We start from the raw sequence: 25840 nt of genomic DNA on the forward strand, positions 1-25840 counted from the left end.
GTCGATTTCCTGCGCTCGACTTGCATGTATTAGGCACGCCGCCAGCGTTCGTCCTGAGCCAGGATCAAACTCTCCAAAGAATTTGATATAGCTCTTTAAAAATGACGAAGCTTGCGCTTCATTCAAAAATTGTAAAACATTTTTGCCTCATCGTTCAGTTTTCAAAGTTCGTCAGTTTAAATGGTGGGCCTAAGTGGACTCGAACCACCGACCTCACGCTTATCAGGCGTGCGCTCTAACCGGCTGAGCTATAGGCCCATAATAAAAATGGTGCACCCTGAGAGATTCGAACTCCCGGCCTTTAGATTCGTAGTCTAACGCTCTATCCAGCTGAGCTAAGGGTGCATATTGGTGCGGTCGAGAGGACTTGAACCTCCACGGTGTTAACCACCACTAGGCCCTCAACCTAGCGCGTCTACCGATTCCGCCACGACCGCAGCGTATTAAGGTGTTACGAGGGATAAAAAATGGTGAGTCATGCAGGGCTCGAACCTGCGACCCTCTGATTAAAAGTCAGATGCTCTACCAACTGAGCTAATGACTCAAATTATAAGCTGGGCCGGAAGGGATCGAACCTTCGCATGTCGGAATCAAAATCCGATGCCTTACCACTTGGCTACGGCCCAACGTAAATGGCGGTCTTGACGGGATTTGAACCCGCGATCTCCTGCGTGACAGGCAGGCATGTTAACCCCTACACCACAAGACCGTTATACGTGCTTAAATTTGAAATGGTGGAGGATGACGGGATCGAACCGCCGACCCCCTGCTTGTAAGGCAGGTGCTCTCCCAGCTGAGCTAATCCTCCGTATGATGGTGACCCGTACGGGATTCGAACCCGTGTTACCGCCGTGAAAGGGCGGTGTCTTAACCGCTTGACCAACGGGCCAGATGTATGTGTTTTCTAAAAAATAAGTGGCGGAGACGGAGGGATTCGAACCCTCGCACCGGTTTCCCAGCCTACTCCCTTAGCAGGGGAGCCCCTTATAGCCTCTTGGGTACGTCTCCAAAATAAAATGGCTCCGCAAGTAGGATTTGAACCTACGACCTACCGGTTAACAGCCGGTTGCTCTACCACTGAGCTATTGCGGAACGTTGCTTGAATTTATCGAAGTAACGATTTAAATTGTAACCGCAAACCAGAAACCTGTCAATCACTTTTTTAGAAAAGCTTTAATATTCCATGTCGTCTCTCGGCGACTTCTATAAGATAGCACGGGCAGAAAAGACCGTCAACACTTTTTCATAAAAAAACCGAGCAAAATGAAAAACATTTTACTCGGTGCTAGTTCCTTCTTATTTAACGTTTCGGCTCCAACATCGTGAGACTGATCCGTCCCCGATTGGCGTCCACTTGTTCGATCCATACGGTGACGATATCACCGACCGCAACGACATCAAGTGGATGCTTGACGTAGCGATTCGACAATTTCGAAATATGGACGAGTCCATCTTGCTTCACCCCGATGTCCACGAACGCCCCAAAGTCGATGACGTTGCGTACCGTCCCTTGGAACTCCATCCCCACTTGGAGGTCCTCTAAGTTCATTACGTCGGTCCGAAGCAATGGTTTCTGAATATCTTCGCGCGGGTCACGCCCAGGCTTCGCGAGCGACTTCAAGATATCCTCGACTGTCGGTAATCCGGCATCTAGCTTCTCACTTAGCACTTTGGCATCGACCGTCTTTAATCGTTCCCGCAGTTCGGCCGTGCCTACCGCTTGCTTCGAAACACCGAGTTCCTTCAATAGAGAGAGTGTCAGTTTATAGCTCTCTGGATGAATCTCTGTCTGGTCGAGCACATCGCTCCCGTTCGTGATTCGTAAAAAGCCGGCTGCTTGTTCATACGCCTTCGCTCCAAGACGTGGTACTTTCTTGATTTCTTTCCGTGTATCAAAGCGGCCGAACTCATCCCGATACGCGACAATATTTTTAGCCGTCGTCTTATTCAATCCGGATACATACGTGAGCAATGACTCCGAAGCCCGGTTCACATCGACGCCGACCATGTTGACGACACTCTCGACAACGAACTCGAGCGATCCTTTCAACTTGTTCTGACTGACGTCATGCTGATATTGCCCGACCCCGACAGACTGCGGATCGACTTTGACGAGTTCCGCCATCGCGTCTTGAATACGCCGAGCAATCGAGACGGCCGAACGTTCTTCCACTTTCAATTCTGGGAATTCTGATCGGGCAATTTCTGAAGCCGAATAGACACTCGCTCCCGCTTCGTTGACGATGGCATAGGCTATCTCGCGTTCCGCCTTCTTCAGCCAGGTCGATACGAACTGCTCCGTCTCACGGGAGGCGGTCCCATTCCCAATGACGATGACCGAGATTGGATAACGCTTCACGAGCGACGTCAACACTTTCTCTGAACCGGCGACATCATGTTTCGGTGCCGTCGGATAGAAGACACCGACCTCTTCGACTTTTCCAATTTCATTGACGACAGCCCATTTACAACCCGTTCGATAGGCTGGGTCAATCCCTAGGACGACGACCTCACGAAGCGGTGGTTGCATGTAGAGCTGTTTCAAGTTTTTTGAGAACACATCGATTGCCTGTTCTTCAGCCGTCTCGGTCAACTCACTCCGGACTTCGCGTTCGATGGCCGGGAACACCGACTTCTTGAAGGCATCCTTCACGGCGAGCGTAACGAGTTCGCGTTTCTCCGTCGGCAAGCGGTCAAACTTACCGAGCGCTTGTCGTATGAAACCCGTCTCATCGAAGACGACCTTCACTTGCAACACATCAGTGCGCTCTCCACGGTTCAAGGCGAGGATTCGGTGTGGGACGATTCCTGCGATTTTCTCTTCATATTCATAATACTGGGCGAACACTTCTTTCTCATCTTCCGCCTGTTTTTTCTTCTGTGAACGAAGAAGCGCCTCTTTCCGGACTCGTGTACGGAGTGATTGTCGAAGCGTCGCCACTTCGCCCCACTCCTCCCCGATAATCGATTGGACGAACGGAAGTGCTTCTTCAAGCGAGAGGTCCCCCGCTAACGACTGTGCTTCGGTCACCGAATATGGCGTTGGTTGACGATACCAGTCAGCGAGCGGTTGGAGCCCTTTCTCCCGTCCTTGCTCGGCTTTCGTCCGTCGCTTCGGACGATAAGGAAGGTAGATGTCATCGACTTGTTGCAGGCTCGTCGCAGCTTCAAGCGCACGGATCAACTCTGGTGTCGCCTTCTCGAGTTCCTCGAGTTTGGCGAGGACGTCCGTCTTACGTTTGTGCAAACTCTCTTCATATTGTAAGGCATCGAGAATGGCTTTGATTTCCACTTCATCGAGATTACCGGTCATTTCTTTACGGTACCGGGCCATGAACGGAATCGTCGCTCCGTCCGCGGCGAGTTGTTGCACCGTCTCGACTTGACTCGTCTTCAACTTCAAATCTTTTGCGATTTTCGTAATCAATCGAATCACTTCCTTTTCTCTTCTCTCTTGAAGTGTAGCAAACTCACGCGTGGACGACAAAAAAACGATGACCGTTTAGTCATCGTTTGAGAATACTTCATTGAGCGGGACTTTGATGGCCTCGCGTAATTTTTCGAGCGCACGACGCTGTAAGCGCGATACGTGCATCTGTGAAATCCCAAGGAGCTCACCCGTCTCTTTTTGGCTCATGTTTTTATAATAAGCACATTCCAGAATCGCCTGTTCCCGTTCATTCAACACGCTGAACGCTTTTTCAAGGATGAGGCGCTGGTCAACCGATTCGTAACCACGTTCTTGACTCCCGACGAGGTCGAGGAGCGTGACGGTCGAACCTTCGTTGTCCGCTTCGATTGAGCTGTCGACGGAAAGGGCTTGGTAGCTCTTACCCATCTCGAGCGTTTCGAGAATCTCTTCATCTGAAACACCGAGGTGATCAGCAATCTCATCGATGCGCGGTGAACGTTGCAGTTCGGTAGTCAATTCTTCGACCGTCTTCTTAATTTTCGGCCCAAGCTCTTTAATCCGACGCGGAACGTGGACGCTCCACGTCTTGTCACGGATGAAACGCTTGATTTCACCGATAATCGTCGGAACGGCAAACGACTCGAAACTGCGTCCAAACTCAGGGTCGAAACGACGAAGGGCAGCGAGAAGTCCGATCATGCCGACTTGAACGAGGTCGTCATGAATGGCCCGGCCTCGCGAAAACTTTCGTGCAAGCGCCTCAACGAGGTCCGAGTATCGGTTGATGAGGAGCATTTGGACTTCTTCGTTTTGATCGTCCTGTTGATAACGCTCGATCCACTCTAATACTTCATCATCACTGTGATGGCGTTGTTGAGATTTTGCTGGCACTCTGATCCACCTCGTCCCTGTTAAGGAGTTTCGTCATCGTCACCTTGACACCATTGTCCTTGTTGATCGAGACGTCATCCATTAAGGCTTCAATGAGGAAAAGACCGAGTCCTCCTTCGTGAAGCGATTCGATTTCAGCCGTCTCTTCGACTGGCGCCGCTTGGCGTTTCACGTCGTCGGCAAATGTTTTGCCCGAGTCCTCGATCGTCATTTCGAGACGATCTTGATGAACGCCACACGTAAGCTTCACTTCACCTTCTTGATCTTCATAGGCATGTTGAACAGCATTGCCACAGGCTTCCGAGACCGCGATTTTAATATCCTCGATCTCGTCGTACGTATATCCCATACGGTTAGCGATTCCTGAGACGACTAAACGGACCACACCGACATACTCCGGTTTGGCCGGGAACGTCATCACCGTCTGTTCGATGTTACTCATTGCGTGCCACCTCTTACGTTTGTATTGATCGAGAGCAACTTGTGCAGTCCTGTCAATTCAAAGAGACGGTTGACGCGGTCGGTGACGCCGACGAGCGACAACTCTTTCTCGTTACGTTTGGCTATTTTAAGGGCACCGACAAATACGCCAAGACCAGTTGAATCCATATAATCCACTTCATCCAAATGAACGGTAACATCCTGCTCCGTAATAGCCGAGTGCAAGACTTCCTTCAATTTTGGTGCGGTATATGTATCCACTTCTCCGGATACGTAAAGGTGTAATTGTTCTCCAATGACTTGCTCGCGAATCGCTAAATCCATCGTATATTCCCTCCTAATGTGCGTACAGAAAAATTGAGTACGATTAAACTAAATTCCCGTTTTACAGAATTCTAAACTATTTTTTGAAGATTTTTTTGAAAAAAAACCGATACCCATGTATCGGTTTCTTTATATGTAAGCTAGAGAGGGATTAATCCCAGACTAATCTCTAGCGCTCGGTCAACTTTGTGCATCGTCTCATCATCGAGATGAGTGACTTTATCTGTCAGACGACGCTTATCAATCGTTCGAATCTGTTCAAGCAAAATCACGGAATCTCGTTCGAGACCATGTTTGACTTGATACACCTCTACATGAGTCGGCAGTTTTGCTTTCTGGATCTGAGCCGTAATCGCAGCGACAATGACGGTCGGGCTAAAGCGATTGCCGATATCGTTTTGAATGACGAGAACCGGACGAACTCCACCTTGCTCTGAACCGACTACGGGCGACAGATTCGCATAAAACACGTCACCACGCTTTACGATCACTCCGCTCACACCCCGCTTACTTGACGTAAGAGAGCATGTTCGGCTTCCGTCTCAATCATCAGCATCTCTTCTGCCATATTCAAATTAAACGCGGCCATCTCTTGATAGCCTCTCGCCAATTCTTCGCGCAGTGTTTGTTGTCGATCAGCAATTTCTTTGGACAAGTACGTCACTACATCGTTCAATGACAATGATTCACGATCTTTCATCGAAATCGGACCCACATGTTGCGAGAACCGATCTGGAACGGACGCTAAAGCACCCGCAGTTCGCTGTTTCAACATCTTACACCTCCAGAATCGTTTCAATGACTGGCGGAAATCTTCCCGCGTTCTTTACCAATATAACACGCGAGTTTGGGAAAATATAGAGGATTCCCGAAAGAATTCAGATAATTTCACACGTTTTCCGCTTTACACATAACGTCGTGGGAGGCGGCTCGTCAATTGACAGACGACCTCGTAATTGATTGTCTCGAGATGCGTGGCCAGTTCATCAATCGCGACCGGTCCGCCGATGAGCGTGACGACCGTCCCGACCGGAACTGACTCGGGAAGCCTTACCATGAAGCGGTCCATACAGACACGACCGACAATCGGACAACGGTGTCCGTTTACACCGACTTCGAATCCGCTCGCTTTACGAATCCAGCCGTCGGCATATCCGACCGGCACGGTACCGATCCACTCATCTGCAGTCGTCGTATACGTCGCTCCGTAGCTGATCGTCTGTCCAGCTTCGAGTTGCTTCACTTGCATGAGCTTGCTCTTCAACGTGAAGGCCGGACGTAAAAATGAATAGAAGGAAGCCATCTCAGCCGACGGATACAATCCATAGAGCGCGATGCCGACCCGGACCAAGTTATACGGCACATCTTGTCCGGCCATGCGGATCGCCCCGGCCGAGTTCGATGTATGGATGTAACGGAATCGCGAGTGGAGTCCATCCATCAATTGAGCGAACCGCTCCTGCTGCTCATAGTAAAGCTCACTGTCCGGCTCATCCGCCGTCGCGAAATGCGTATAGATCCCTTCAATGACGAAACGGTCATCTGCCGCTTCTAAAAGGGCATCAAGTTCGGCGCGGGTCCGCAAACCGAGACGACCCATCCCCGTGTCGACTTTCACATGAACGGTCAGCGGACGGTCAGATAGATGTGTGCACGCCTCACGCAACCAGTCGGCCGAAAAGACGGACAACGTCACATCGTGTTCGGCTGCGACGCCCGCAGTTTCTGGGAACTGGGCCTCCATGACGAGAATCGGCGCTTTAATCCCGGCCTCTCGGAGCTCGATTGCCTCCTCGAGTAAGGCCACACCGAGCATCGTCGCCCCGTTCTCGAGTGCAATTTTCGCGACTTCGACGGCTCCATGTCCGTAAGCGTTCGCTTTGACGACGGCCATGAGCGCTTGCGGGATCCGTTTTTTGATTTCGATTACGTTATGCTTGATCGCCGCCCGATCAATTTCAATCCAACTTGGACGAAACATCGTGATCCCCCTCTTCAATGATGACTTGTGCCACGGCGTATTGCTCGCTGTGGCTGATACTCATATGAATCCGGCCTGAGTACGGCGCCGTCATATGTGGTCGCCCGGCCTCGTCCGGTAAAATTTCGATTTGTTGCCACGACAGGCCCCGGGCAATCCCGGTCCCGACCGCTTTGGCATACGCTTCTTTCGCCGCGAACCGTCCAGCGACGAATTCGATGCGGCGTTGTTCTGGATAGGCGTCGGCGAGCGCCCGCTCAGCTTCGGTCAACAGACGCGCGACGAAACGGTCATTCTTGATCGAGCGAGCAATCCGCTCGAGCTCGACGATATCGATTCCGATTCCCACAATCACAGGACACTCGCTCCTTTCCTTTTTCACTCGTTTCCTTATACAATTAAGGAAAGAGGTGATGCTATGTTTAGTCGTACTGAGAATGTCCAAACGTTCGTCCGAGCGTATCCGCTCGTAACGCTGTTCATTGTAATCCAACTGCTCGTGTTTGTCATCGATTCTTTGGTACCCGATCTCCGAATCGTCGCACTCGGTGGGTCGTTCCATCTCGCGCTCGCCCAAGGGGAATGGTACCGTCTCTTGACGGCCAACTTCATCCACTTAGGGCTCGGTCATTTGCTGTTCAACTCGTTCGCTTTGATTATCTTTGGACCTGCCATGGAACGTATGGTCGGCCATATCAAATTCGCCGTGTTCTATATCGTCGCTGGTGTGCTTGCCAACCTGCTCACGTTTTTCACGGTGAGTGAACTGTTCTACCTGCAAGCCGGTGCGTCAGGTGCGATTTTAGCGATTCTCGGTTTCTACGTGTACATCGGTCGGTTCCGTCGGACGCTCATCTATAGCCAGGACGCGCGACTTGTCTATATCTTCGTCGCCATCAGCGCCGTGTTCACGCTCATCGGTGCGAACGTATCACTCTGGGGGCATGTGTATGGCTTCCTGGCTGGGTTCTTGCTCGCAATCCCGCTCTCCCGGTTCGCGGTCCCATACTCGCGCCCGCTCCGCTACGGAAAGTACAAGCCGCGCAAATATTCACCTCCAATCATTCATACGGGTGAAGGCAAATGGATTTTCTACGTCATCGTCGGACTGGCCGTGTTCGGTTTGTTCGCCCGCTTCTTATGACAGTAATAAAGAGAGGATTCGCCCGAGCGGCGAATCCTCTCTTTTGTTTAGGCGAGCAAAGTGAGCATGAGCGCCTTTTGCGCGTGTAAGCGATTCTCGGCTTGATCGAACACGACCGACTGCGGACCATCGATGACGTCGGCCGTCACTTCTTCGCCACGATGGGCCGGGAGGCAGTGCAGGAAAATCGCCTCTGACTTCGCTTGCTGCATGAGCGAAGCATCGACTTGGAACGTCGCAAACTGCGTCAACCGTTCCGCCGCTTCCGCTTCTTGCCCCATGCTCGCGAACACATCCGTGTAAATGACATCCGTACCCGTGGCGGCAGCAACCGGGTCTTGCCAAAGCGTGATGCTACCCCCTGTCGTTGCCGCGAGTTCATTCGCTCGTTCGAAAATGTCGGTCTCGACCGTATATGCTTCTGGCGAGGCGATGCGGACGTGCATCCCACTGAGCGCGCCCCCGATCATGAGCGAGTGGGCCATATTGTTCCCGTCGCCGATGTACGTCAACGTCTTCCCTGTTCTCGTGCCGAACACTTCCTCGACCGTCAACAAGTCGGCGAGTACTTGGCACGGGTGATGGGAATCGGTCAATCCGTTGATGATTGGAATCGAACCTGCCGAAGCGAGCGTCTCGACCGTCGCGTGGGCGTACGTCCGAATCATGAGCGCATCGACATAACGACTCATGACTTGTATCGTATCCGTCAGCGGTTCCCCACGCCCGATTTGTAAATCACTGCTGCTCAAGAACAGCGGATAACCGCCGAGTTCGACGACACCGACCTCGAACGACATCCGGGTCCGGGTCGAGGCCTTCTCGAACAAGAGCGCCACTTTCTTGCCGGCGAGCGCCGACTGGAACGCTTCCGGCTGTCGTTTCACTTCGGCCGCGAGTCCAAGCAAGTCGTCGAGGGCGGACGGAGTCAGTTCCTCGAGTGTCAGTAGATGATTGATGGTTTTCGTCGTCATAATGGTAGTCCCTCTCCTGTCTGCATCGTTTGAAGTGAACGGACCGGCATCGGTTCCGCTTGCATCGCTTGTTGATAGTATTCGGCAAGATGTGTCTCCGAGATGACGTGGACGCCATTTCGGACCGCCGTCTCACGTGCCGCTTGCTCTTCTGGTGCGTTCGAGAATAGGACCGACACGTTTTGGAACTCGGTCGTCTCATCAAGCGTTTGATCACTATATGACGACCAGCCTTGGCCGGCTACGGTCTCAGTCCGATTCATGACGCGCGTCGTCGTCGCATCGTAACAGAACCGTTCGGACACGTAAGGGGTCATGCTGAATTGGAGCGTCTCTCCAGTCGAGCGCATGACGGGTCCGGTGAGCGGGTCGACGCCCGGCAATTTCAAACTCGAGAACACCGGTGTCTTGATGGCATAGCCGCTCCATACCGGACGTGCCTCTGGGACGACGGTTGCCAACTCATGGCCGAACGCCGCGAGCGTCGCCCATTCGATGAGTGGTTCCCCGGTCACTTTACTGACGATTGGGACCGTCCGAGATGCACGCGGATTGATTTCGAGCACGTAAATGACGTCGTCCTTCAACACGAATTGGATATTGAGCGCGCCACGGTACGTGAGTGCTCGCCCGATTGTTTGAACGATGGCTTCAATCTCGGCTTGTTGCGCGAGTGACGTCTTGACCGGCGGCAGAATCATCGTCGAATCGCCCGAATGGACACCGGCTGCCTCAATCTGTTCGAGCAAAGCCGGGACGTAGACGCTTTTCCCATCAGTGACACAGTCGACTTCGAGTTCACGTCCATCGACATACGCATCGACGAGGAGCGGATAGGTCAAGTGTGGTTCGACTTGGTGCAAATCCGCCGCGGTCCGGATAATATACATCCCTTTCCCACCGATGACATAAGACGGACGGACGACACATGGATAGCCGAGACGATCGATTGCGGACGTCAACTCGTTTACTGATCCGACCTCTTCTCCAGGGATGTGGGCCACCCCGATCTCGTCGAGGAATTGATAGAACCGATCCCGGTCCTCCATTTGATCGATGACGTCTGCCGGCGCCCCGAGCAAGTGGTAGCCTTTGGTTTCCAGCGCATGGGCGAGTGAGATGCCGGTCTGGCCGCCGAACTGGATGAGGACGTCCTGACAGCCTTCTGCCTCCAATACGTGGACGACATCTTCAATCGTCAACGGTTCGACGTACAGTTTGTCGGCGACTGTGAAGTCGGTCGACACCGTCTCCGGGTTGTTGTTGATCATAATCGTCTCGACCCCGAGCTTTTGAAGCGCCCAGACCGCATGCACCGAACTGTAATCGAACTCGATGCCTTGCCCGATTCGAATCGGACCAGACCCGATGATGGCGACTTTCTGGCGCTCGCTCGGCACGACTTCAGACGTCCCGTGCCACGACCCGTAAAAGTACGGCGTGCGGCTCTCGAATTCGGCGGCACACGTGTCAATCATCTGGTAGACCGGATGGATGTCGTGTTCGAGCCGTATTGCTGCGATTGTGTCGGCCGTGACATTCATCTGTTGCGCAATCTGAGCGTCGGTGAAACCGAACCGTTTCGCCTGTAACAGGTTCGCTGGCGTGGACAGATTCAGACGGATTATCGTCACGAGTCGCTCGAACGTCATCATGAAGTGCGGGACGATGCCCGTCAGCGCTTCAAGTTGTGACGTCGTGGCGATTCCTCGGTCGAGTAGCGCGAGGCACGCCAGGAGACGACGATCGGTCGGCGCCGAAATTTCATCGTATAGCACGTCGGCATCAGCTGTCGCCATCCAACTCGGATAGAGCGGATTCTGCTCGACACCGGCACCGCGCCACGCTTTCTGTAGCGCTTCTTCGAGTGTTTTGCCCATCGCCATGCTCTCCCCGGTCGCTTTCATCTGCGGTCCGAGCGTCCGGTCCGTCCCATTGAACAAATCGAACGGGAACGTCGGCACTTTCGCCGTCACATAATCGAGGGCCGGCTCGAAGCTCGCCATCGTCCCGTTCGTGACGGGATTGATGCAATCGTCGAGTCGTTCCCCGAGGGCAAGACGGGTCGCAATCTTCGCAATCGGATAACCGGTCGCCTTCGAGGCGAGCGCCGAGCTACGTGAGACACGCGGGTTCACTTCAATCACGTAATAGGCGTCTTCCGTCGGATGAACGGCGAACTGGATGTTACACCCGCCGACGACACCAAGTGCCGAGACGATTCGGAACGCGGCGCTCCGTAACGTCTGATGCATGACATCCGATAGCGTCTGGGCCGGGGCGAACACGACCGAATCGCCCGTATGGACGCCGACCGGGTCGATGTTTTCCATGTTGCAGACGATGATGCACGTCCCGTTGGCGTCGCGCATGACCTCATATTCGAACTCTTTATAACCGGCGATACTCTGCTCGATTAAACACTGTGAAATCGGACTCGCCTCGAGACCACGTTGCGCGAGCGTGTAGGCGGCATCGATCGTCTCTGCAATCCCACCGCCGGTACCGCCGAGCGTGAACGCCGGACGGACGATGAGCGGGACGCCCGTCTCGGCGATAAAGCCGTTAAGGGCTTCGATCGATTCGATGGTCGTGCTGACGGGGAGCGGTTCCCCAAGTTCGTTCATCTTCTGTTTGAACCGTTCGCGGTCCTCCCCGTCGCGAATCGTCTCGAGCGACGTCCCAAGGAGGGCGATCCCGTATTGTTCGAGCACACCGGCCTCGTCCAAGGCGAGCGCCAAATTGAGGGCGGTCTGCCCGCCGACCGTGGCAAGCAAGTGGGTCGGACGTTCTGTCTCGATAATCAACTCGGCCTTCTCTAACGTCATCGCCTCGATGTATGTATGATCGGCCAAACCGGGATCGGTCATGATCGTGGCCGGGTTCGAGTTGAAGAGCACGACCTCACAGCCTGCTTCCCGAAGCGCTTGGCACGCCTGTGTGCCCGAGTAATCAAACTCGGCCGCCTGTCCAATGATAATCGGACCTGAACCGATGACGAGTACTTTTTTATGCATAGACGTTCACCCCTTGCTGAATCATTTCGTCGAAGCGGTCAAAGATGGCTTGTGCTTCCTTTGGTCCCGGACTAGCCTCCGGATGGAACTGGGCCGTTAGAATCGGGGCCGTTCGGTGCAACGTCCCTTCGACCGAAAAATCGTTCACGTTCTCAAATAACAGCTCGAGCGGCGTCGCTTCCAAACTGTCCTGTTTGACGACGTACCCGTGATTTTGCGACGTCATCCACACTTCACCCGTCTGGACATTTCGGACCGGATGATTGGATCCGCGGTGTCCGTACGTCTGTTTTTCAATCTCACACCCGAAGGCGAGCGCGAGCAGTTGATGGCCCATACAAATGCCGAGTGTCGGATACGCCAGTGACACTTCACGCACATCATCGAGGTAGTCGATTAAATCACGTGGGTCTCCCGGACCGTTCGACACGAGAATCCCGGTCGGCGCGAGCGCATGGACTTGGGCGGCCGTCGTATCGAACGGAACGACTGTCACCGCGTACCCTCGCTCCACCATCGCTTGAACCATCGATGCCTTCACGCCGAAATCAAGACAGACGATATGTCCGTTCACCCCGTCACCGTGACGCACATGACTTGGCGTCGAAACGGTCTCCGTAATCTGATGTAAGTCCCCATCGAACGACACATCTGATTCAGACGTCATCACACCCCACTGATCGCCGTGTTCACGAAGGGCATGGACGAGCGAGCGCGTGTCGACGTCAGACAGTACCGGCACCCCGGACTGCTCCAGCCAATCCTTCAAGTCGGTCGCCGCCCCGTTCCCGGCTAACGTCTGGACGAGTACGCCCGCCACTTGAATGTCCGCACTTTCAGATGCTGTGTCGGTCAACCCATATTGTCCGATGAGCGGATAAGTGAACGCGACGATTTGACCGGCGTACGATGGATCGGTCAACACTTCTTGATAACCGGTCATCCCTGTGAAGAAGACGAACTCCCCTTTCGCCGAGCGTGCACTCGTTTCCCACGTCCCGTTGAACTGTTGACCGCTTTGTAACGTCACTGTCCCCGTCATGACACCATCTCCTTTGTAATCACATGTTCAATGATTGCGAGCGCCTCATCCACTTCAGCTTCTGTAAGCAGCAAAGACGGCAAGAAGCGAATCACGTCCGGACCTGCCGCGACGACCAAGAGGCCAGCGTCTCGCAACTGTTCAATCCATGTCGCGACCGGTTGCGTCGCGACGAGCCCGAGCATCAAGCCGAGTCCACGCACCTCGGTGAACGTCTCTCCGTCGACAAATTGTTCCAAGCCCGCTCGTAATCGCGCGCCCACCGCATGGACGTGAGCAAGTGCGTCCGCCTCGAACAAGATGTCGAGCGTCGCTTCCGCCGCGGCCATCGCGAGCGGATTGCCGCCGAACGTCGAACCGTGACTGCCAGCCGTGAAGACGTGTTCCGCACCTGCTGCTGTCAAAATCGCTCCGACGGGGAACCCACTGCCGAGCCCTTTCGCGAGCGTGACGACGTCCGGTTTGAGCGGGGTCTGTTCGAACGCGAAACGGGTACCTGTGCGGGCAATCCCGGTCTGCACCTCATCGACGACGATTTTGACTCCATACTCGGTCGCTTTCGCTTGAAGCGCTTCGAGCCAGGCCGTGTCAGCGACGACGACCCCGCCCTCGCCTTGGACGATTTCGAGCCAGACCGCAGCCGTCTCGTCATCGATCATGTCGAGTGCGTCCATATCACTGAACGGTGCGTGCACGAAATCAGCCACCATCGGGCCGAATCCGGCTTTGACCTTGTCTTGTCCAGTGGCCCCAAGCATGGCAAACGAGCGACCGTGGAACGATTTCGTGAACGTCACGATTTTCGTCTTGTTCGTCCATTTCCGAATCAATTTGAACGCCCCTTCGTTCGCCTCGGTCCCGCTGTTACAGAAGAACACATGCGTCAAGTGCGTCTCCGACACGAGTTTTTCAGCGACACGCGCCTGCCCGCTGATGTTATATAAATTCGAGGTGTGCCACACTTTTTGCAGCTGCGCCTCGAGCGCTTGGCTCACGTGTGGATGACGATGACCCGTCCCGCAGACGGCGATGCCCATGACGAAATCGAGATACCGCTTCCCCGCCGTATCGGTCACGTAGGACCCGCCCGCCTGCTCAATCTCAATATGTCGTTGTCCGTATGTCGGTAGTAGTGAATGCATGGTGCACCTCCTGTAGTGTTGTCCCGGGATGAACCGGGTCCTTGCCGTCACGGATGACGGCGACATCAATCCCTCCTGTTAGAGCAGCCAACAGCGCCTCGGTCTTCGGGATCATCCCCCCATAGATATCCCCTGTGGCGATGGCCGTCTGGATGTCCTTACGTGTCAATGTTTGACGGAACGTCCCATCAATCCGGATACCTGGGACGTCAGTGATCATTTCGAAGCAGTCGGCCTGGAGAGCGACCGCGACGGCAATCGCACAATCGTCCCCATTACAGTTCAACGTGCCTTCCGTACCGTGTAATAATGATGTCACGAGAGGCACGTAGCGACCCGCGAGCAACAGCTCGAACAAGTCTGTCTCGACCCGGTCGACTTCACCGACCGCCCCGAGTTCCACCAATTGCTTTCCTGTCAGCGTCTGTCCGTCCACACCCGAGAGACCGACCGCTTGAATATGATGACGACCGAGGGCAGCGACGATTTCGGTCTGCATCTCCCCCGCGAGCACGCGCTCGGCACCGGTCAACACGTCCGCTGTCGTGACACGACGTCCGTCTTGAAACACCGGTTCGATTTGTTGGTGCTCGCAATAAGCGGACAACGCAGGTCCACCCCCATGAACGATCACAAGTTCATGCCCTGCGTCGAGCCACGTCCGCCACTCGTTGAAATAGTCCGGATGGAGCGTGTCCCAAACGCTCCCGCCGAGTTTGACGATTTTCCGTTGTTTCATGTCCGGTAACTCGCGTTGATTTTGACGTAATCGTAAGTCAAATCGCAGCCGTACGCCTGACCTTGTCCGGCGCCGTCCTGCAATCGGATTTGGATTGAGACGACGTCTTGTCCCATCTCTTCTGTCGCGAGCGCCTCATCGAACCAGACCGGCGCACTTTCCATCAGCACATGCTGTGACCCGATGCGGATGTCGACGTGGTTCACGTTAATCGGTTGCTCCGATGCACCGATGGCGGCGATGATGCGTCCCCAGTTCGCATCTTGTCCATAGACGGCCGTCTTCACGAGCGACGAGCCGACGACTTGTTTCGCAATCATCCGAGCCGCCTCATCTGTCTTCGCCCCGACGACCTCGACTTCAATCAATTTCGTCGCCCCTTCCCCGTCACGAGCAATCGCCTTGGCGAGATCTGTGCACACGTCAGTCAACTCTTGGCAGAAGCGGTCATAGGCTGGTGTCCCTTCGATGATTTCATCCATCTCGGTCAGTCCGCTCGCCAAAGCGAGCACCATATCGTTCGTCGAACTGTCCCCGTCGACGGTGATGCTGTTAAACGAGGCGTCCACGCTCTGTTTCAGCGCCCGTTGCAACACGTCGGGCGCGATTACGGCATCGGTCGTGATGAAGCCGAGCATTGTCGCCATGTTCGGATGAATCATCCCCGAACCTTTGGCCACACCTGCGATCGTCACGGTAGCATCGCCTTCGGCATACGCGACGCCTGTGCATTTCGTTCCCGTATCGGTCGTCAAAATCGCTTCCGCGAACGACTCCGCCCCCGTCTCCTCATGAATCGGTTCAAGCAAATCGATGCCGCTCAAGAGCGTCTCCATTGGCAACAGTTGACCGATGACACCTGTCGAGGCAATCGCCACTTCCTCTGGTTTGACCCCGATATGATCGGCCGCCTTGTCGCGCATCACATACGCGTCCTCGATCCCTTGCGGACCGGTGCAGGCGTTGGCGTTCGCACTGTTGATTAGGACGGCACGAAGCTTCCCGCTCGTCGCAAGGAGCGATTCTTTCGTCACTTGAATCGGCGCCGCTTGGAACTGGTTCGTCGTATACACCGCGGCGGCACTGGCCAGCTGTTCGCAGACGAGCAACGCCAAATCTTTACGTTTTCGTTTTAATCCGGCGTGAACTCCGCACGCTTGAAACCCTTTCGGCGTGACGACGTGGACGACAGGGCTAATCGTTGTTTCAATCATCCGTTTGACCTCCTTATATGTATTGGGGTTGTTCAGTCAACCCGGCTGTTTCGTTTACTCCGAAGCGGACGTTGGCGTTTTGAATCGCTTGTCCGGCCGCACCTTTTTGCATATTGTCGATGACCGAGACGATGGTCAATCGATTCGCCCGTGCATCGGCGTACACCCAGATGTCACAGTAGTTCGAGCCGACGGCCGTCCGAATCTCCGGTTCGCCTTGTTGCACCCGGATGAACGGTTCATCCGCGTAAGCCTGTCGCAATGCGTTCACCCAATCCGCTTCACTCTGCTCAATCGTCGGGACGACGCTCATCGTCGCCATGATGCCCCGATTGATTGGCAACAGATGTGTGGAGAGTGACACGGTCGCTTGCGTCCCGCTCACTGCATAAAGCGTCTGTTCAATCTCTGGGATGTGTTGATGCGCATGGATTTTATACAGTTGCACGTTCTCGTTGGAGCGGGCGTGGTGCGTCTTGGCGCTGAGTCCTTTCCCGGCTCCCGTGATGCCGGAGCACGCCGAGACGATGATTTCGTGCGGGTCGATCCAACCGCCGTTCACGAACGGCAATAAGCCGAGAGCGACCGCCGTGGCGTAACATCCGGGATTGGCAATCCAGTCCGCCGTCTTCACGGCGTCCCGATTCCATTCCGTCAATCCATATACCGCCTGCGCTTGTAACGATGCCGGTAAGGCCGGTTTGCCATACCACGTCTCGTAGCTCGATGCCGGCAGACGTAAGTCTCCGCTCAAATCGATGACTACCCCTTCATATTCCGTCAACTGCGTAACGTATTGCGCCGACACCCCGCTCGGCGTCGCTAAAAAGATGACGTCGATGTCGTCCAATGCGTCCACTTGGAACGGCTCGAGCGTCAAATCTTCAATCTCTAACCATGGATACAGTTGCGCGAGCGTCGACCCGGCGCTCGAGTCGCTCATCGCCCGGACGAGCGTGAACTCGGGATGTTTGCCGATGAGCTTTAACAGCTCCATCCCGGCGTACCCCGTGACGCCGACGATTCCACAAGTGATCATCTGCCGAACCTCCTTAAAAGAATAAATTGATTAAAACATACGTATATTTATACTGTCAATTGTATTTTTATACAAATTGAATAGAGCGATGCTCGCCGGAACATGAAAAAACGGCCCGGTGCAACAGCACCGGACCGTGGACATGAATTAGATTTGATTTTTATGACGAGCGTCTTGAAGCGCATCGACCAAGTCTTTCACGTCTTCGACAAGATTTTGAATCGTATCTTGGTTCTCTTCGTAGAGCGCCTTCAAATCCATGACGCGATCTTTCAAACTCGCTTTCGAAGAGGCTTGAAGGCCGACCGAATGAGCTTGTGTAGACGTATCGTGTGACTTGAGTCGTGATTTCATATGCTTGAGCTGGCTGACTTGTTGCTCGCGCGTCTCTCTGTGGAGAAGCGATGCCCCGGCTCCGATGACGGCACCTGCGGCCATACCTAACCAGAAATAGTTCTTGTTCATAAAAAATCCTCCCCTAACGTGACGTTATGTTTATTATAGGTCATCTGTTGCATCGACGACATAGTGTTTTATGATCGGACCTGCTCCTTTTTGTTCGACGGCTTCTTTCAGCCATTCTTGGAACAAGACGTAGTCGGTCGAATCACGAAAACGATTCCCGCCTTCGGTGAATTGGATGAAAACAACCCCGTGGTTGTCTTCCGGGTCGACACCGAGCCGATAGGCGGCAAAACCGCTATGGCCAGACCCAAGGCGTGATTTGTCTTTCAACAAACGATGGAACAAGAGCGACCGGGCGTTCGAATCGACCGGAATGTTCGCATAGACAATATTCCCTTTCGGGGCGAATTGTCCTTCTGCTTCTTCGATTTGAAACGTCTTTCCGCTCTGGAACGGAGACTTGTCCCCTTCGGCGAGTAAAATCGTTTCCGTCCCGTTTGCGACGAGCACACCCGGTTGTTGACGCAATCGTTCAGCGACCGTACCTGAGGCAAATGTCATGAATAGCTTAGACAAGCTCCTCACAACCTTTCGCGAGCATGATGTCTTTCTCCGTGATTCCACCTTCGTCATGCGTCGACACGGTCAACGTGACGTTCCGATACTCGATTAAGATGTTCGGATGGTGATCGAGCGACTCCGCCAAATCGGCGACGAGATGGACGAATTGAATCGCCTCTGGAAACGTCTCGAGACGATACGTCTTTTGCAATTCCCCTTCCACAACGTCCCAGCCGTTTAAGCGGGACAGTTGCTCTGACAGTTCGGTTGATGACAGCAGCATGTGCTGATTCCCCTTTCGCAAACAGTTCTTCTTACACCTAGTACCCGACCGCAATCAAAAATAATCTTTTTCGCTTTACGCAAAATGATTTAGAATAAAAAGGATAGCCAACTATTCTTCACATGAGAGAGGAGATCTCGCCATGCGAGCATTGATTGTGATCGACTACACGTTTGATTTTATCGCAGATACGGGTCGTTTGACTTGTGGAAAACCAGGGCAAGACATAGAAGAACGAATCGTCCAGTTAATCGAGGAGTTTGCTGACGAGGATTATGTTGTCATCGCGAACGATGTCCACGACGCCGGCGACACGTATCATCCTGAGACGACGCTCTTCCCGCCCCACAACATCCGCGGCACGGAAGGCCGTGAACTGTATGGAACCGTCAAAGCGGCAGCAGCGCGGGCCGACCATTGGATCGATAAGACACGCTACAGTGCCTTCGCCGGGACCGACCTTGATTTGCGTTTACGCGAACGGGCCATCACGGAAATCCATCTCGTCGGTGTGTGCACGGATATTTGTGTACTCCATACGGCAGTCGACGCGTACAACCTCGGCTATACAATCGTCGTCCACGCCGATGCCGTCCAAAGCTTCAACCCAGTCGGACACGATTGGGCGCTCGAACATTTTGTCACGACACTCGGGGCCACTGTGACCGGGAAGTGACGTAAAACAGAAAGGAACGATTATGTTACATCGCAACCTAGCGCTTCACACTGACCTATACCTCCCACGTTGGATGTATATCTATTGGAAACAAGGTCGTCACAACGAACGGGTCGTGTTCGACCTCTACTATCGCTCGAATCCGTTCAGCGGGGGCTACGTCGTCTTCGCCGGCCTGCAAAACATCGTCCACTACTTAGAGAACGTCTCGTTCACGGAAGAGGACATCCATTACTTGAAACAACAACTCGACTTCGAGGACGAGTTTGCGGACGTACTCCGCAACTTCAAGTTCACCGGCTCGCTCTATAGCGTCCGTGAAGGAGAAGTCATCTTCCCGAACGAACAAGTCGTCCGCATCGAATCGACGATTTTTGAGGCGAAACTGTTCCAGACGGCGCTCTTGAATATCGCCAACCATGAATCACTCATCGCGACGAAATACGCGCGTATCCGTCAAGCCGCGCCGAATGAGACGTTGCTCGAAGGCGGGGCCCGTCGCGCCCAAGGTGTCGATGCTGCGTATTACGGGACTCGGGCCGCCTATATCGCCGGTTTCGACGTCACGAGTTTAGTTTCGGCCGGACGCGATTTTGATGTCCCGACCGGCGGAACGATGGAACACGCCGACATCCAGTTCCATGATGAGGAGCTTGAGGCGTTCCGCTCGTTCGCCGAGATGTATCCAGACAACACGAGCCTGTTGATTGACACGTACGACACGCTCAAGTCCGGTCTTCCGAACGCGATCACGGTCGCCAAGGAACTCGAGGCGAAAGGCTATCGCTTGAAGTCGGTCCGACTCGACTCAGGTGACTTGGCCTACTTGTCGAAACGGGCTCGGAAAGCACTCGATGCGGCCGGACTCGACTACGTCAAAATCGTCGTCTCGGGCGACCTTGATGAGTACGTCATTCAAGACTTGCGGATGCAGGGCGCTGAAGCCGACACGTTCCTCGTCGGGACGCGCGGCATCACGGCCTACGAACAACCCGCGCTCGGCATGGTGTACAAGCTCGTCGCCCGCGAAGGTGCCGACGGGAAGCTGAAGCCGGTCATCAAAGTCTCGTCTTCGAAAGTGAAGACGACGACACCACACAAGAAAGAATTGTATCGCATCATCGATAACGAGACCGGGAAGTTCAAAGGGGATTATATCGCCCTAGCTGACGAGCCGGTCGAGACGTATAAAGAGATCGACTTGATTGATGTGCGCGACCCAGCGTTCCGCATCAAGACACGCAACTTTAGTGTCAAACGTTTGCTCGTCCCGATTTTCCAAGACGGCGAACGTGTCTATGACTTACCGAACGCGACAGAGATTCGCGCATATCATCATGAGCAAATGAACGGTTTATGGGAAGAGTATAAACGTCTCCGCTTGCCTGAAGTATATTCGGTCACCTTCAGCAAACCGCTCTGGGACTTGAAACTCGAGATGATTCGTCAAACACGGATTCCGAAATAAAAACAAGAGGCTGCGGATTTTTTTCCGTAGCCTCTTGTTTTATGCCGTCGTCATCTCGTTCGCATGGATTTTATCTTCTTTTCTCCGAAAGTAAAGTGCGATTGAAAGAGAGATCAAAATCAATATGAAGTAAACGGTCCGTTGCCAAAACGTCGCTTCCGTATCCCCTTGGAACAACGCGATGATATAATCACTCCCGCTCACGAAAAACAATCCCGCGAGCAAGAGAAAGATTCGATATCCGGCCCGACTCCGCTCCTGCTTTACTTTGAAGAAAAGGACACCATAATAACCGATTGCTAGAATCGTGATATACCCGATTATGCCAACAACCCAACTCATCTTGATGCCTCCTTGTCCTCTATTTTTTTACGTCGCTTCCCCGCTATCGTAACACAATCTTCGAAGCAGACTATGTTAAGATGGATTAAAGAAAATGTGGAAGGGACCGATATGATGAAAACGTTCCGCCTAGTCCAAGTTCGCCTCGTCCAAGACGAGTATGGCAACGAGTTGAACCTCCCCGTCGAACTGCTCGATGGGTTGATTATCTCGAAAGAGCATGACAACGAATGGCTCCTCGAGATGCTCGTTCCGACCGAATTTGCCGTCACGCTTCATCACTATTTGAATAAGCGAATCCTGCTCCTTGCCGAAGCCGTCATCACGTCACCGGCGAACCGCCCGGCCGCCCTCGCGTTGACGTTCACGAGCGAACGGTCGCTCAGCGACCATCACACGTTCGTCGCGGAAGGGCTCATGCTGATGCCGAAACAAGATCCGACCAAGCAAGTGCTCGATTCGTTGATTTCCGAAGGCGTGGCGAACGCCGAACTCAAACCGTCCTTCTTCGAAAAACAAGTCGAACAGCAGCAGTCGTTCAGCCGCTCCGCCTTCACCCAGCTCGTCAAGACAGGATCGTTCGAATAAATCGAACGGTCTTGTTTTTCTTTCCCCGTTTTTATAAAATTCTCAACCAAAAAAGGCGAAGAAGTTTCTTCGCCTTAGATGTAGATGAAAAACAAGATGACCATCATCGTCATCCCGACAACTTTAAGCATCGTGCTGCCGAGGAAAGCGAGTACGGTCCCGACACCGATGCTCCACGCTTCCCGCGTCGACTTCCCGAGCGTGAGTTCCGCTAAAAACGCGAAGATGAACGGGAAAATGAGCACTCCGACGAGCGGGAAGATGAACGGCCCTGCAATCAAACCGATGGTCGCTCCCCACTTCGCCCGTTCAGAGCCGCCCCGTTTATCGACCGTAGCCCGGGTGACGATATAGTCGACCACGAACAGGAAGATCAAGAACAAAATCTGCCAGAGCCAAAACGTCCATGTGAGCGGCTCGAATGAGAAACCGAAGCCATAAATCATGTAACCGATGAATAAGAACAAGACGCTCGGGATGACCGGATAAATCAATCCCGCGAACGCGACAACAAATGAAGCGATGATGAATATCCAGAGCAATGTCGTCATGAGCTTCTCCTCACTTTGCGACGATCACATTCGTAATATGGTCGGCGACATTGACCGCCTTGACCACGAACTGACCGTCTTGATGTTCGATATAGTTCGAGCAGGCGTTGCGCATGGCATGACGGAACGTATACGTGTCATCAATCGCCGACAGGGCGGCTTTAATCGCATGTGAATGACAGACGGCGATGACACGCTTCCCGGCATGTGTCTCGACGAGATCGCGCATGCCGCTCAAGACGCGGGCCCGCATCTCATCCTCGGACTCAAGACCGGGGACGCGGTCTTGATCGTCGGCTTGAACGGCCTCATAAATGCCCGGTACCGGTTTTCCCGACGCGGCTCCGAATTCACGCTCGATGAAGCGCTCATCTTGAATGATGTGTGCTGCGTCGATGCCGCACGCCTCCGCGATGTAACGCGCCGTGTCGACGGCCCGTGACAACGGGCTCGCCACGATAACGTCCCAAGATTCTTGACTTAAAAAGGCCGCACTCTCTTCGGCCTGCCGATGTCCGAGTGCGTTGAGCGGGATATCTTCCCGTCCTTGAATGATTTCTTGAAAATTCCAATCGGTCTGACCATGTCGGACCAAACAAAGTTCTGTCACGCGAGTCACTCCTTTTTGATTCCTAAATCCTATCCCATCGTACCATCTTTGCGAAAAAGCGCAACGTCACATCATCGCGTCATCGATGAAACGGTCGATGCGAGCCATGAGCTGCGTTTCTTTGATCGGGTTGTCGGATTGGAGAAAGCTCGCTAACGAGTGTGTGCCGTTCGGGAAGGAAATCAGTTGCACGTTCGCACCGACCTCACTCGCGTGTTCGACGAAGTGAAGCGCCTGTCCGAACGGGACGATCGGGTCTTTCTTTCCGTGCAAGATGAGAATCGGTGGTGCATCGTCATAGAGATGTGTGACCGGCGAGCACTTCACCATCAGCTCGCGCCACGCTTCGCGACTCCCCTCATAAAATTTCAAATGAGCGAGCCACGTCTGGATGAACTTGAACAATAAGAAGTTCGTCGGCGGATAGAGCGCGATCACCCCTTTAATCGGTGGCACGTCATCTCCAAGTTCACCGGTGAACTGTTTGCTTCGATCGAGCGCCGTCGCTAAGACGAGGGCCGCACCTGCCGAGTCACCCCAGACGATCAATCGGTTAATATCCAAGTTGAGCAGACCGTCGTGCTGTTTCAAATAACAGAGCGCATCGGAGACGTCGATGATGTTGTCCGGGAAATAGACCCCATCCTCGAACAGACGATAGTCGATACTGATGACCGCGAACCCTTTGGCGAGAAAATGGTCGAGTAACGGATGGAACAACGTCACCATGCCTCGGTTCCCTCGGACGAACGCCCCCCCATGGGCATATACCGCGACCGGGAACGGTCCATCCCCTGGCGGATAATACACGTCAAACTGGAGCGGGCGGTCATTGACAATCTTGTACGTGTGCGTTCGACGTTTACGGGTGGAGGGTTGCGCCGGCAATTCGGGCTCTTGCCAACGCACGAGCGATCCATACTGGTTCCATACGCTGGCCCCTGCTGCCGTGGCGGCCGCGAGTGCCGCACCTCCGACGAACCAGGCGGTCTCCTTTCTCATATACATCCACTCCTCGTTCTTTTTTTAATCATATTCCCTTTTTCTCGAAAAACCATCCATCTGAAGTCGGACTTGACGTGCACGGATTCGCCACCTATAATATAACTCGCAGTCACAGAACGTAACGGTTACGATTTAAAGGTTCACATAGAGAGGACAGGTGGAAGAGTTCATGAATAAAAAGTTATTAAGTGTCGCCGCTGCCGGCACACTTCTATTAGGTGGATGTGCAAGTAATGAAGAGAGCGGTGCGACGGAGGAGACGAGCGACCAGTTGACCGTCTACGCGTCAACGTTCGCCTTAAAATCATTCGCCGAGGAAATCGGGGGCGTCCGCGTCCGCGTCGAGATGGTCATCCCGCCTGGCGCTGACCCTCATACGTATGAACCGACATCGAAGCAGATGACCGATATCGCCGAAGCCGACTTGTTCTTGACGGTCGGCCACGATCTTGAGCCGTACGTTGAGTCGATGGAAAAGAGCTTGGCCAATGAGAACGTCACGTTCGTGAAGACGGCCGAGGACGTCACACTCCTCTCGGCAGAAGACACGGTCCACGTCCATGGCGAGGACGAGCACGGACACGAGGAAGATGACCATGCCGAGGAAGAGGCCGGTCATAGCGAAGATGATGGCCATAACCACGGCCAGTACGACCCACACGTCTGGCTCGATCCAATGAATGCCGTCTCGATGGCTGAAGCGGTCGAAGCGGCATTCAGCGAACAGGCGCCGGACTATAAAGATGAGTTCGCAGATCGTTTGAGCGCCTTCAAAGAAGAGGCCGACACGCTCGACGCCGAGCTCAAAGCAACAGTCGACGGCGGCTCGAAGTCTGAGCTCCTCGTGACGCATGCAGCTTACGGTTACTTGGCGGAACGGTACGGCTTTGACCAACTTCCAATCACGGGTCTCACACCTTCTGAAGAACCGTCACAGCAAGCGTTGAAGCGCGTCATCGAAGAGGCACAACTTCACGACTTGAAATATATCGCTTTCGAGGATACGGTGACACCGAAAGTCGCACAGGTCGTTCAAAACGAGATCGGTGCGGAGACGGTGACGATTTACAACTTAGAATCGGTCACGAAAGAGCAGATGGACAAGAGTTACTTCGATCTCATGCGCGAGAATGTCAAAGCGCTTGAGACGGCATTAAAATAAGACAAAAACTCGGCGCTGCGGCGTCGAGTTTTTGTTTGTCTGGAATGGCATTACACTCGTCTCACTTACTAGCGTTTGTCGTGATTGGCTTTGTCCTGTAGAAGTCGTTCCGCGACCAGGACATAGACTAGAGAAACTAAAACTCCCACGGTACCTGGTAAAACGGCCACGATCGGGTCGGCTAAATATGAGGCTGGGATTAGGTAAGTGAATAAGGACTTCACGCTATAAAGTGCTAGTAGAGCCGTAAGGAGAATGATGATTCTAGTTTTTTTCTTCACATTTCCGAAAAACTGACGTTCAGTTTGATCTGTATTCGTTATGCCTAACCAAGATAACATTCAGTGGACCTCCATCGAATTATAGATACATTACTAGTTAATCAGGTCACAGCACCGCTCGACGCTATGTCGTCGAACTTTTCACTTGTCCGGCTGCCAATCGATTTGTCGCAACCGAATCCAGATGACACTTGTGACAAACAGTACGACTGTCATCATACTCGCTTGTAGCATCATCTCCCATAGCCCATCACGTGAATCGAGACGATACGCGACTACTAAGCTTCCTAAAAGGAAACTGGTTGCTACGGCAACGATCCGCATCAAAGAATGGTTAGGCCAACGTTCATATAAAAACATTGCGCTAGTCATCACAGTTAATAAAAGATTCAAGAACAGCAAGATGCCCCAAAGTATCGAGACAGGATGGTCGGAAAGCGTCCCCGCGCCAAGGACATATCCCCAGCTTACGATATAAAACAAAATCGTCATCATATTCAGCTTCGCAAAGCGTTTTCTACCGATTCGATATGCAAACACAGGGCTAA

The 25840-nt window shown here is 53.5% G+C and carries 28 protein-coding genes, 10 tRNA genes and 1 rRNA gene; 5 read left to right on the forward strand and 34 right to left on the reverse strand.

From position 1 onward, the window contains the following. The 19 genes from KNP80_RS11620 to acpS form a co-directional block, all read right to left on the reverse strand. Positions 1-80, reverse strand: a 16S ribosomal RNA gene (locus KNP80_RS11620); the annotation flags it as partial. A 101-nt stretch (positions 81-181) separates the two neighbouring features. Then, a tRNA-Ile gene (locus KNP80_RS11625) sits at positions 182-258 on the reverse strand. A gap of 10 nt (positions 259-268) precedes the next feature. Continuing rightward, positions 269-345: transfer RNA gene (locus KNP80_RS11630), tRNA-Arg, on the reverse strand. A 4-nt stretch (positions 346-349) separates the two neighbouring features. Next, a tRNA-Leu gene (locus tag KNP80_RS11635) sits at positions 350-437 on the reverse strand. A 31-nt stretch (positions 438-468) separates the two neighbouring features. Continuing rightward, positions 469-544, reverse strand: a tRNA-Lys gene (locus tag KNP80_RS11640). Between the two features lie 10 nt (positions 545-554). After that, positions 555-626: transfer RNA gene (locus KNP80_RS11645), tRNA-Gln, on the reverse strand. Between the two features lie 7 nt (positions 627-633). Beyond that, positions 634-709 (reverse strand) — tRNA-Asp (locus KNP80_RS11650). 23 nt (positions 710-732) lie between these two features. After that, positions 733-808: transfer RNA gene (locus tag KNP80_RS11655), tRNA-Val, on the reverse strand. Between the two features lie 6 nt (positions 809-814). Further along, positions 815-889 (reverse strand) — tRNA-Glu (locus tag KNP80_RS11660). A 27-nt stretch (positions 890-916) separates the two neighbouring features. After that, positions 917-1008: transfer RNA gene (locus KNP80_RS11665), tRNA-Ser, on the reverse strand. Between the two features lie 9 nt (positions 1009-1017). Further along, positions 1018-1092 (reverse strand) — tRNA-Asn (locus tag KNP80_RS11670). Positions 1093-1300: 208 nt separating this feature from the next. Then, entirely contained in the window at positions 1301-3427 is a 2127-nt protein-coding gene (locus tag KNP80_RS11675; RefSeq protein ID WP_214718827.1) for a Tex family protein, read from the reverse strand. A gap of 75 nt (positions 3428-3502) precedes the next feature. Then, complete coding sequence (gene sigB, locus KNP80_RS11680) at positions 3503-4303, reverse strand: RNA polymerase sigma factor SigB (protein WP_021068185.1); 801 nt, start codon at positions 4301-4303, stop codon at positions 3503-3505. Further along, a complete protein-coding gene (gene rsbW, locus KNP80_RS11685) occupies positions 4269-4745 on the reverse strand; it encodes an anti-sigma B factor RsbW (protein WP_021068184.1) in 477 nt (158 codons plus the stop codon). The genes sigB and rsbW overlap by 35 nt, the downstream gene beginning before the upstream one ends. Then, positions 4742-5068: an STAS domain-containing protein gene (locus KNP80_RS11690; RefSeq protein ID WP_214834786.1), complete on the reverse strand. Its 327-nt coding sequence runs from the start codon at positions 5066-5068 to the stop codon at positions 4742-4744. The genes rsbW and KNP80_RS11690 overlap by 4 nt, the downstream gene beginning before the upstream one ends. A gap of 140 nt (positions 5069-5208) precedes the next feature. Next, a complete protein-coding gene (locus KNP80_RS11695) occupies positions 5209-5559 on the reverse strand; it encodes a type II toxin-antitoxin system PemK/MazF family toxin (protein WP_029596222.1) in 351 nt (116 codons plus the stop codon). A 5-nt stretch (positions 5560-5564) separates the two neighbouring features. Then, the gene (locus tag KNP80_RS11700; RefSeq protein WP_021068181.1) at positions 5565-5843 is read right to left on the reverse strand and encodes a hypothetical protein; all 279 of its coding nucleotides are present in this window, start codon (positions 5841-5843) and stop codon (positions 5565-5567) included. A gap of 129 nt (positions 5844-5972) precedes the next feature. After that, the gene (gene alr, locus KNP80_RS11705; protein WP_214834246.1) at positions 5973-7049 is read right to left on the reverse strand and encodes an alanine racemase; all 1077 of its coding nucleotides are present in this window, start codon (positions 7047-7049) and stop codon (positions 5973-5975) included. Continuing rightward, on the reverse strand, positions 7027-7404 hold the full coding sequence (gene acpS, locus KNP80_RS11710) for a holo-ACP synthase (RefSeq protein ID WP_214718376.1): 378 nt from the start codon (positions 7402-7404) through the stop codon (positions 7027-7029). The genes alr and acpS overlap by 23 nt, the downstream gene beginning before the upstream one ends. 63 nt (positions 7405-7467) lie before the next feature. On the opposite strand from acpS, the gene KNP80_RS11715 reads away from it, so the two are divergent. Next, the gene (locus KNP80_RS11715; protein ID WP_034780868.1) at positions 7468-8193 is read left to right on the forward strand and encodes a rhomboid family intramembrane serine protease; all 726 of its coding nucleotides are present in this window, start codon (positions 7468-7470) and stop codon (positions 8191-8193) included. A 47-nt stretch (positions 8194-8240) separates the two neighbouring features. Here the strand turns inward: KNP80_RS11715 and argF are convergent, their stop codons facing one another. The 10 genes from argF to KNP80_RS11765 form a co-directional block, all read right to left on the reverse strand. After that, on the reverse strand, positions 8241-9167 hold the full coding sequence (gene argF / locus KNP80_RS11720) for an ornithine carbamoyltransferase (RefSeq protein WP_214834243.1): 927 nt from the start codon (positions 9165-9167) through the stop codon (positions 8241-8243). Then, a complete protein-coding gene (carB, locus tag KNP80_RS11725; RefSeq protein ID WP_214834787.1) occupies positions 9164-12184 on the reverse strand; it encodes a carbamoyl-phosphate synthase (glutamine-hydrolyzing) large subunit in 3021 nt (1006 codons plus the stop codon). The genes argF and carB overlap by 4 nt, the downstream gene beginning before the upstream one ends. Then, positions 12177-13226, reverse strand: a complete 1050-nt coding sequence (locus tag KNP80_RS11730) for a carbamoyl phosphate synthase small subunit (RefSeq protein WP_214834788.1) — start codon at positions 13224-13226, stop codon at positions 12177-12179. The genes carB and KNP80_RS11730 overlap by 8 nt, the downstream gene beginning before the upstream one ends. Then, on the reverse strand, positions 13223-14368 hold the full coding sequence (locus KNP80_RS11735) for an aspartate aminotransferase family protein (protein WP_214834789.1): 1146 nt from the start codon (positions 14366-14368) through the stop codon (positions 13223-13225). Before KNP80_RS11735 ends, KNP80_RS11730 begins: the two co-directional genes overlap by 4 nt. Next, positions 14328-15107: an acetylglutamate kinase gene (gene argB / locus KNP80_RS11740; RefSeq protein ID WP_214834232.1), complete on the reverse strand. Its 780-nt coding sequence runs from the start codon at positions 15105-15107 to the stop codon at positions 14328-14330. Before argB ends, KNP80_RS11735 begins: the two co-directional genes overlap by 41 nt. Then, on the reverse strand, positions 15104-16321 hold the full coding sequence (argJ, locus tag KNP80_RS11745) for a bifunctional glutamate N-acetyltransferase/amino-acid acetyltransferase ArgJ (RefSeq protein WP_214834790.1): 1218 nt from the start codon (positions 16319-16321) through the stop codon (positions 15104-15106). Before argJ ends, argB begins: the two co-directional genes overlap by 4 nt. Before the next feature lie 13 nt (positions 16322-16334). Further along, the gene (argC, locus tag KNP80_RS11750; protein ID WP_214834791.1) at positions 16335-17360 is read right to left on the reverse strand and encodes an N-acetyl-gamma-glutamyl-phosphate reductase; all 1026 of its coding nucleotides are present in this window, start codon (positions 17358-17360) and stop codon (positions 16335-16337) included. 147 nt (positions 17361-17507) lie between these two features. Beyond that, positions 17508-17825: a hypothetical protein gene (locus tag KNP80_RS11755; RefSeq protein ID WP_021068170.1), complete on the reverse strand. Its 318-nt coding sequence runs from the start codon at positions 17823-17825 to the stop codon at positions 17508-17510. Positions 17826-17858: 33 nt separating this feature from the next. After that, on the reverse strand, positions 17859-18326 hold the full coding sequence (locus KNP80_RS11760) for a hypothetical protein (RefSeq protein WP_214718833.1): 468 nt from the start codon (positions 18324-18326) through the stop codon (positions 17859-17861). A 7-nt stretch (positions 18327-18333) separates the two neighbouring features. Beyond that, positions 18334-18609: a 4a-hydroxytetrahydrobiopterin dehydratase gene (locus tag KNP80_RS11765; protein WP_021068168.1), complete on the reverse strand. Its 276-nt coding sequence runs from the start codon at positions 18607-18609 to the stop codon at positions 18334-18336. A gap of 142 nt (positions 18610-18751) precedes the next feature. On the opposite strand from KNP80_RS11765, the gene KNP80_RS11770 reads away from it, so the two are divergent. Together KNP80_RS11770 and KNP80_RS11775 are read left to right on the forward strand one after the other, a co-directional pair. After that, complete coding sequence (locus KNP80_RS11770; RefSeq protein WP_021068167.1) at positions 18752-19285, forward strand: cysteine hydrolase family protein; 534 nt, start codon at positions 18752-18754, stop codon at positions 19283-19285. A gap of 22 nt (positions 19286-19307) precedes the next feature. Next, the gene (locus KNP80_RS11775; protein ID WP_214834792.1) at positions 19308-20753 is read left to right on the forward strand and encodes a nicotinate phosphoribosyltransferase; all 1446 of its coding nucleotides are present in this window, start codon (positions 19308-19310) and stop codon (positions 20751-20753) included. A 39-nt stretch (positions 20754-20792) separates the two neighbouring features. On the opposite strand, the gene KNP80_RS11780 is transcribed toward KNP80_RS11775, so the two are convergent. Next, positions 20793-21095, reverse strand: coding sequence for a hypothetical protein (locus KNP80_RS11780; protein WP_131471580.1), 303 nt, complete (start codon positions 21093-21095; stop codon positions 20793-20795). A gap of 72 nt (positions 21096-21167) precedes the next feature. Between KNP80_RS11780 and KNP80_RS11785 the strand changes: the two genes are divergently transcribed. Then, positions 21168-21683, forward strand: a complete 516-nt coding sequence (locus KNP80_RS11785; protein WP_251132388.1) for a YwpF-like family protein — start codon at positions 21168-21170, stop codon at positions 21681-21683. 74 nt (positions 21684-21757) lie between these two features. On the opposite strand, the gene KNP80_RS11790 is transcribed toward KNP80_RS11785, so the two are convergent. The 3 genes from KNP80_RS11790 to KNP80_RS11800 form a co-directional block, all read right to left on the reverse strand. Then, complete coding sequence (locus KNP80_RS11790; protein ID WP_214709337.1) at positions 21758-22234, reverse strand: DUF456 domain-containing protein; 477 nt, start codon at positions 22232-22234, stop codon at positions 21758-21760. Between the two features lie 10 nt (positions 22235-22244). Continuing rightward, complete coding sequence (locus tag KNP80_RS11795) at positions 22245-22844, reverse strand: histidine phosphatase family protein (RefSeq protein ID WP_214718406.1); 600 nt, start codon at positions 22842-22844, stop codon at positions 22245-22247. A gap of 66 nt (positions 22845-22910) precedes the next feature. Then, positions 22911-23846 carry an alpha/beta hydrolase gene (locus KNP80_RS11800; RefSeq protein ID WP_214718410.1) on the reverse strand — a complete coding sequence of 312 codons (936 nt, stop codon included), beginning with the start codon at positions 23844-23846 and terminating at the stop codon, positions 22911-22913. 172 nt (positions 23847-24018) lie between these two features. On the opposite strand from KNP80_RS11800, the gene KNP80_RS11805 reads away from it, so the two are divergent. Further along, entirely contained in the window at positions 24019-25011 is a 993-nt protein-coding gene (locus tag KNP80_RS11805; protein WP_214834793.1) for a metal ABC transporter solute-binding protein, Zn/Mn family, read from the forward strand. A 422-nt stretch (positions 25012-25433) separates the two neighbouring features. On the opposite strand, the gene KNP80_RS11810 is transcribed toward KNP80_RS11805, so the two are convergent. After that, entirely contained in the window at positions 25434-25787 is a 354-nt protein-coding gene (locus KNP80_RS11810) for a hypothetical protein (RefSeq protein WP_214718414.1), read from the reverse strand. Positions 25788-25840: the final 53 nt, after the last annotated feature.

The sequence above is a fragment of the Exiguobacterium sp. E4787 genome (genome assembly GCF_018618375.1).
Classification (GTDB): domain Bacteria; phylum Bacillota; class Bacilli; order Exiguobacteriales; family Exiguobacteriaceae; genus Exiguobacterium; species Exiguobacterium chiriqhucha.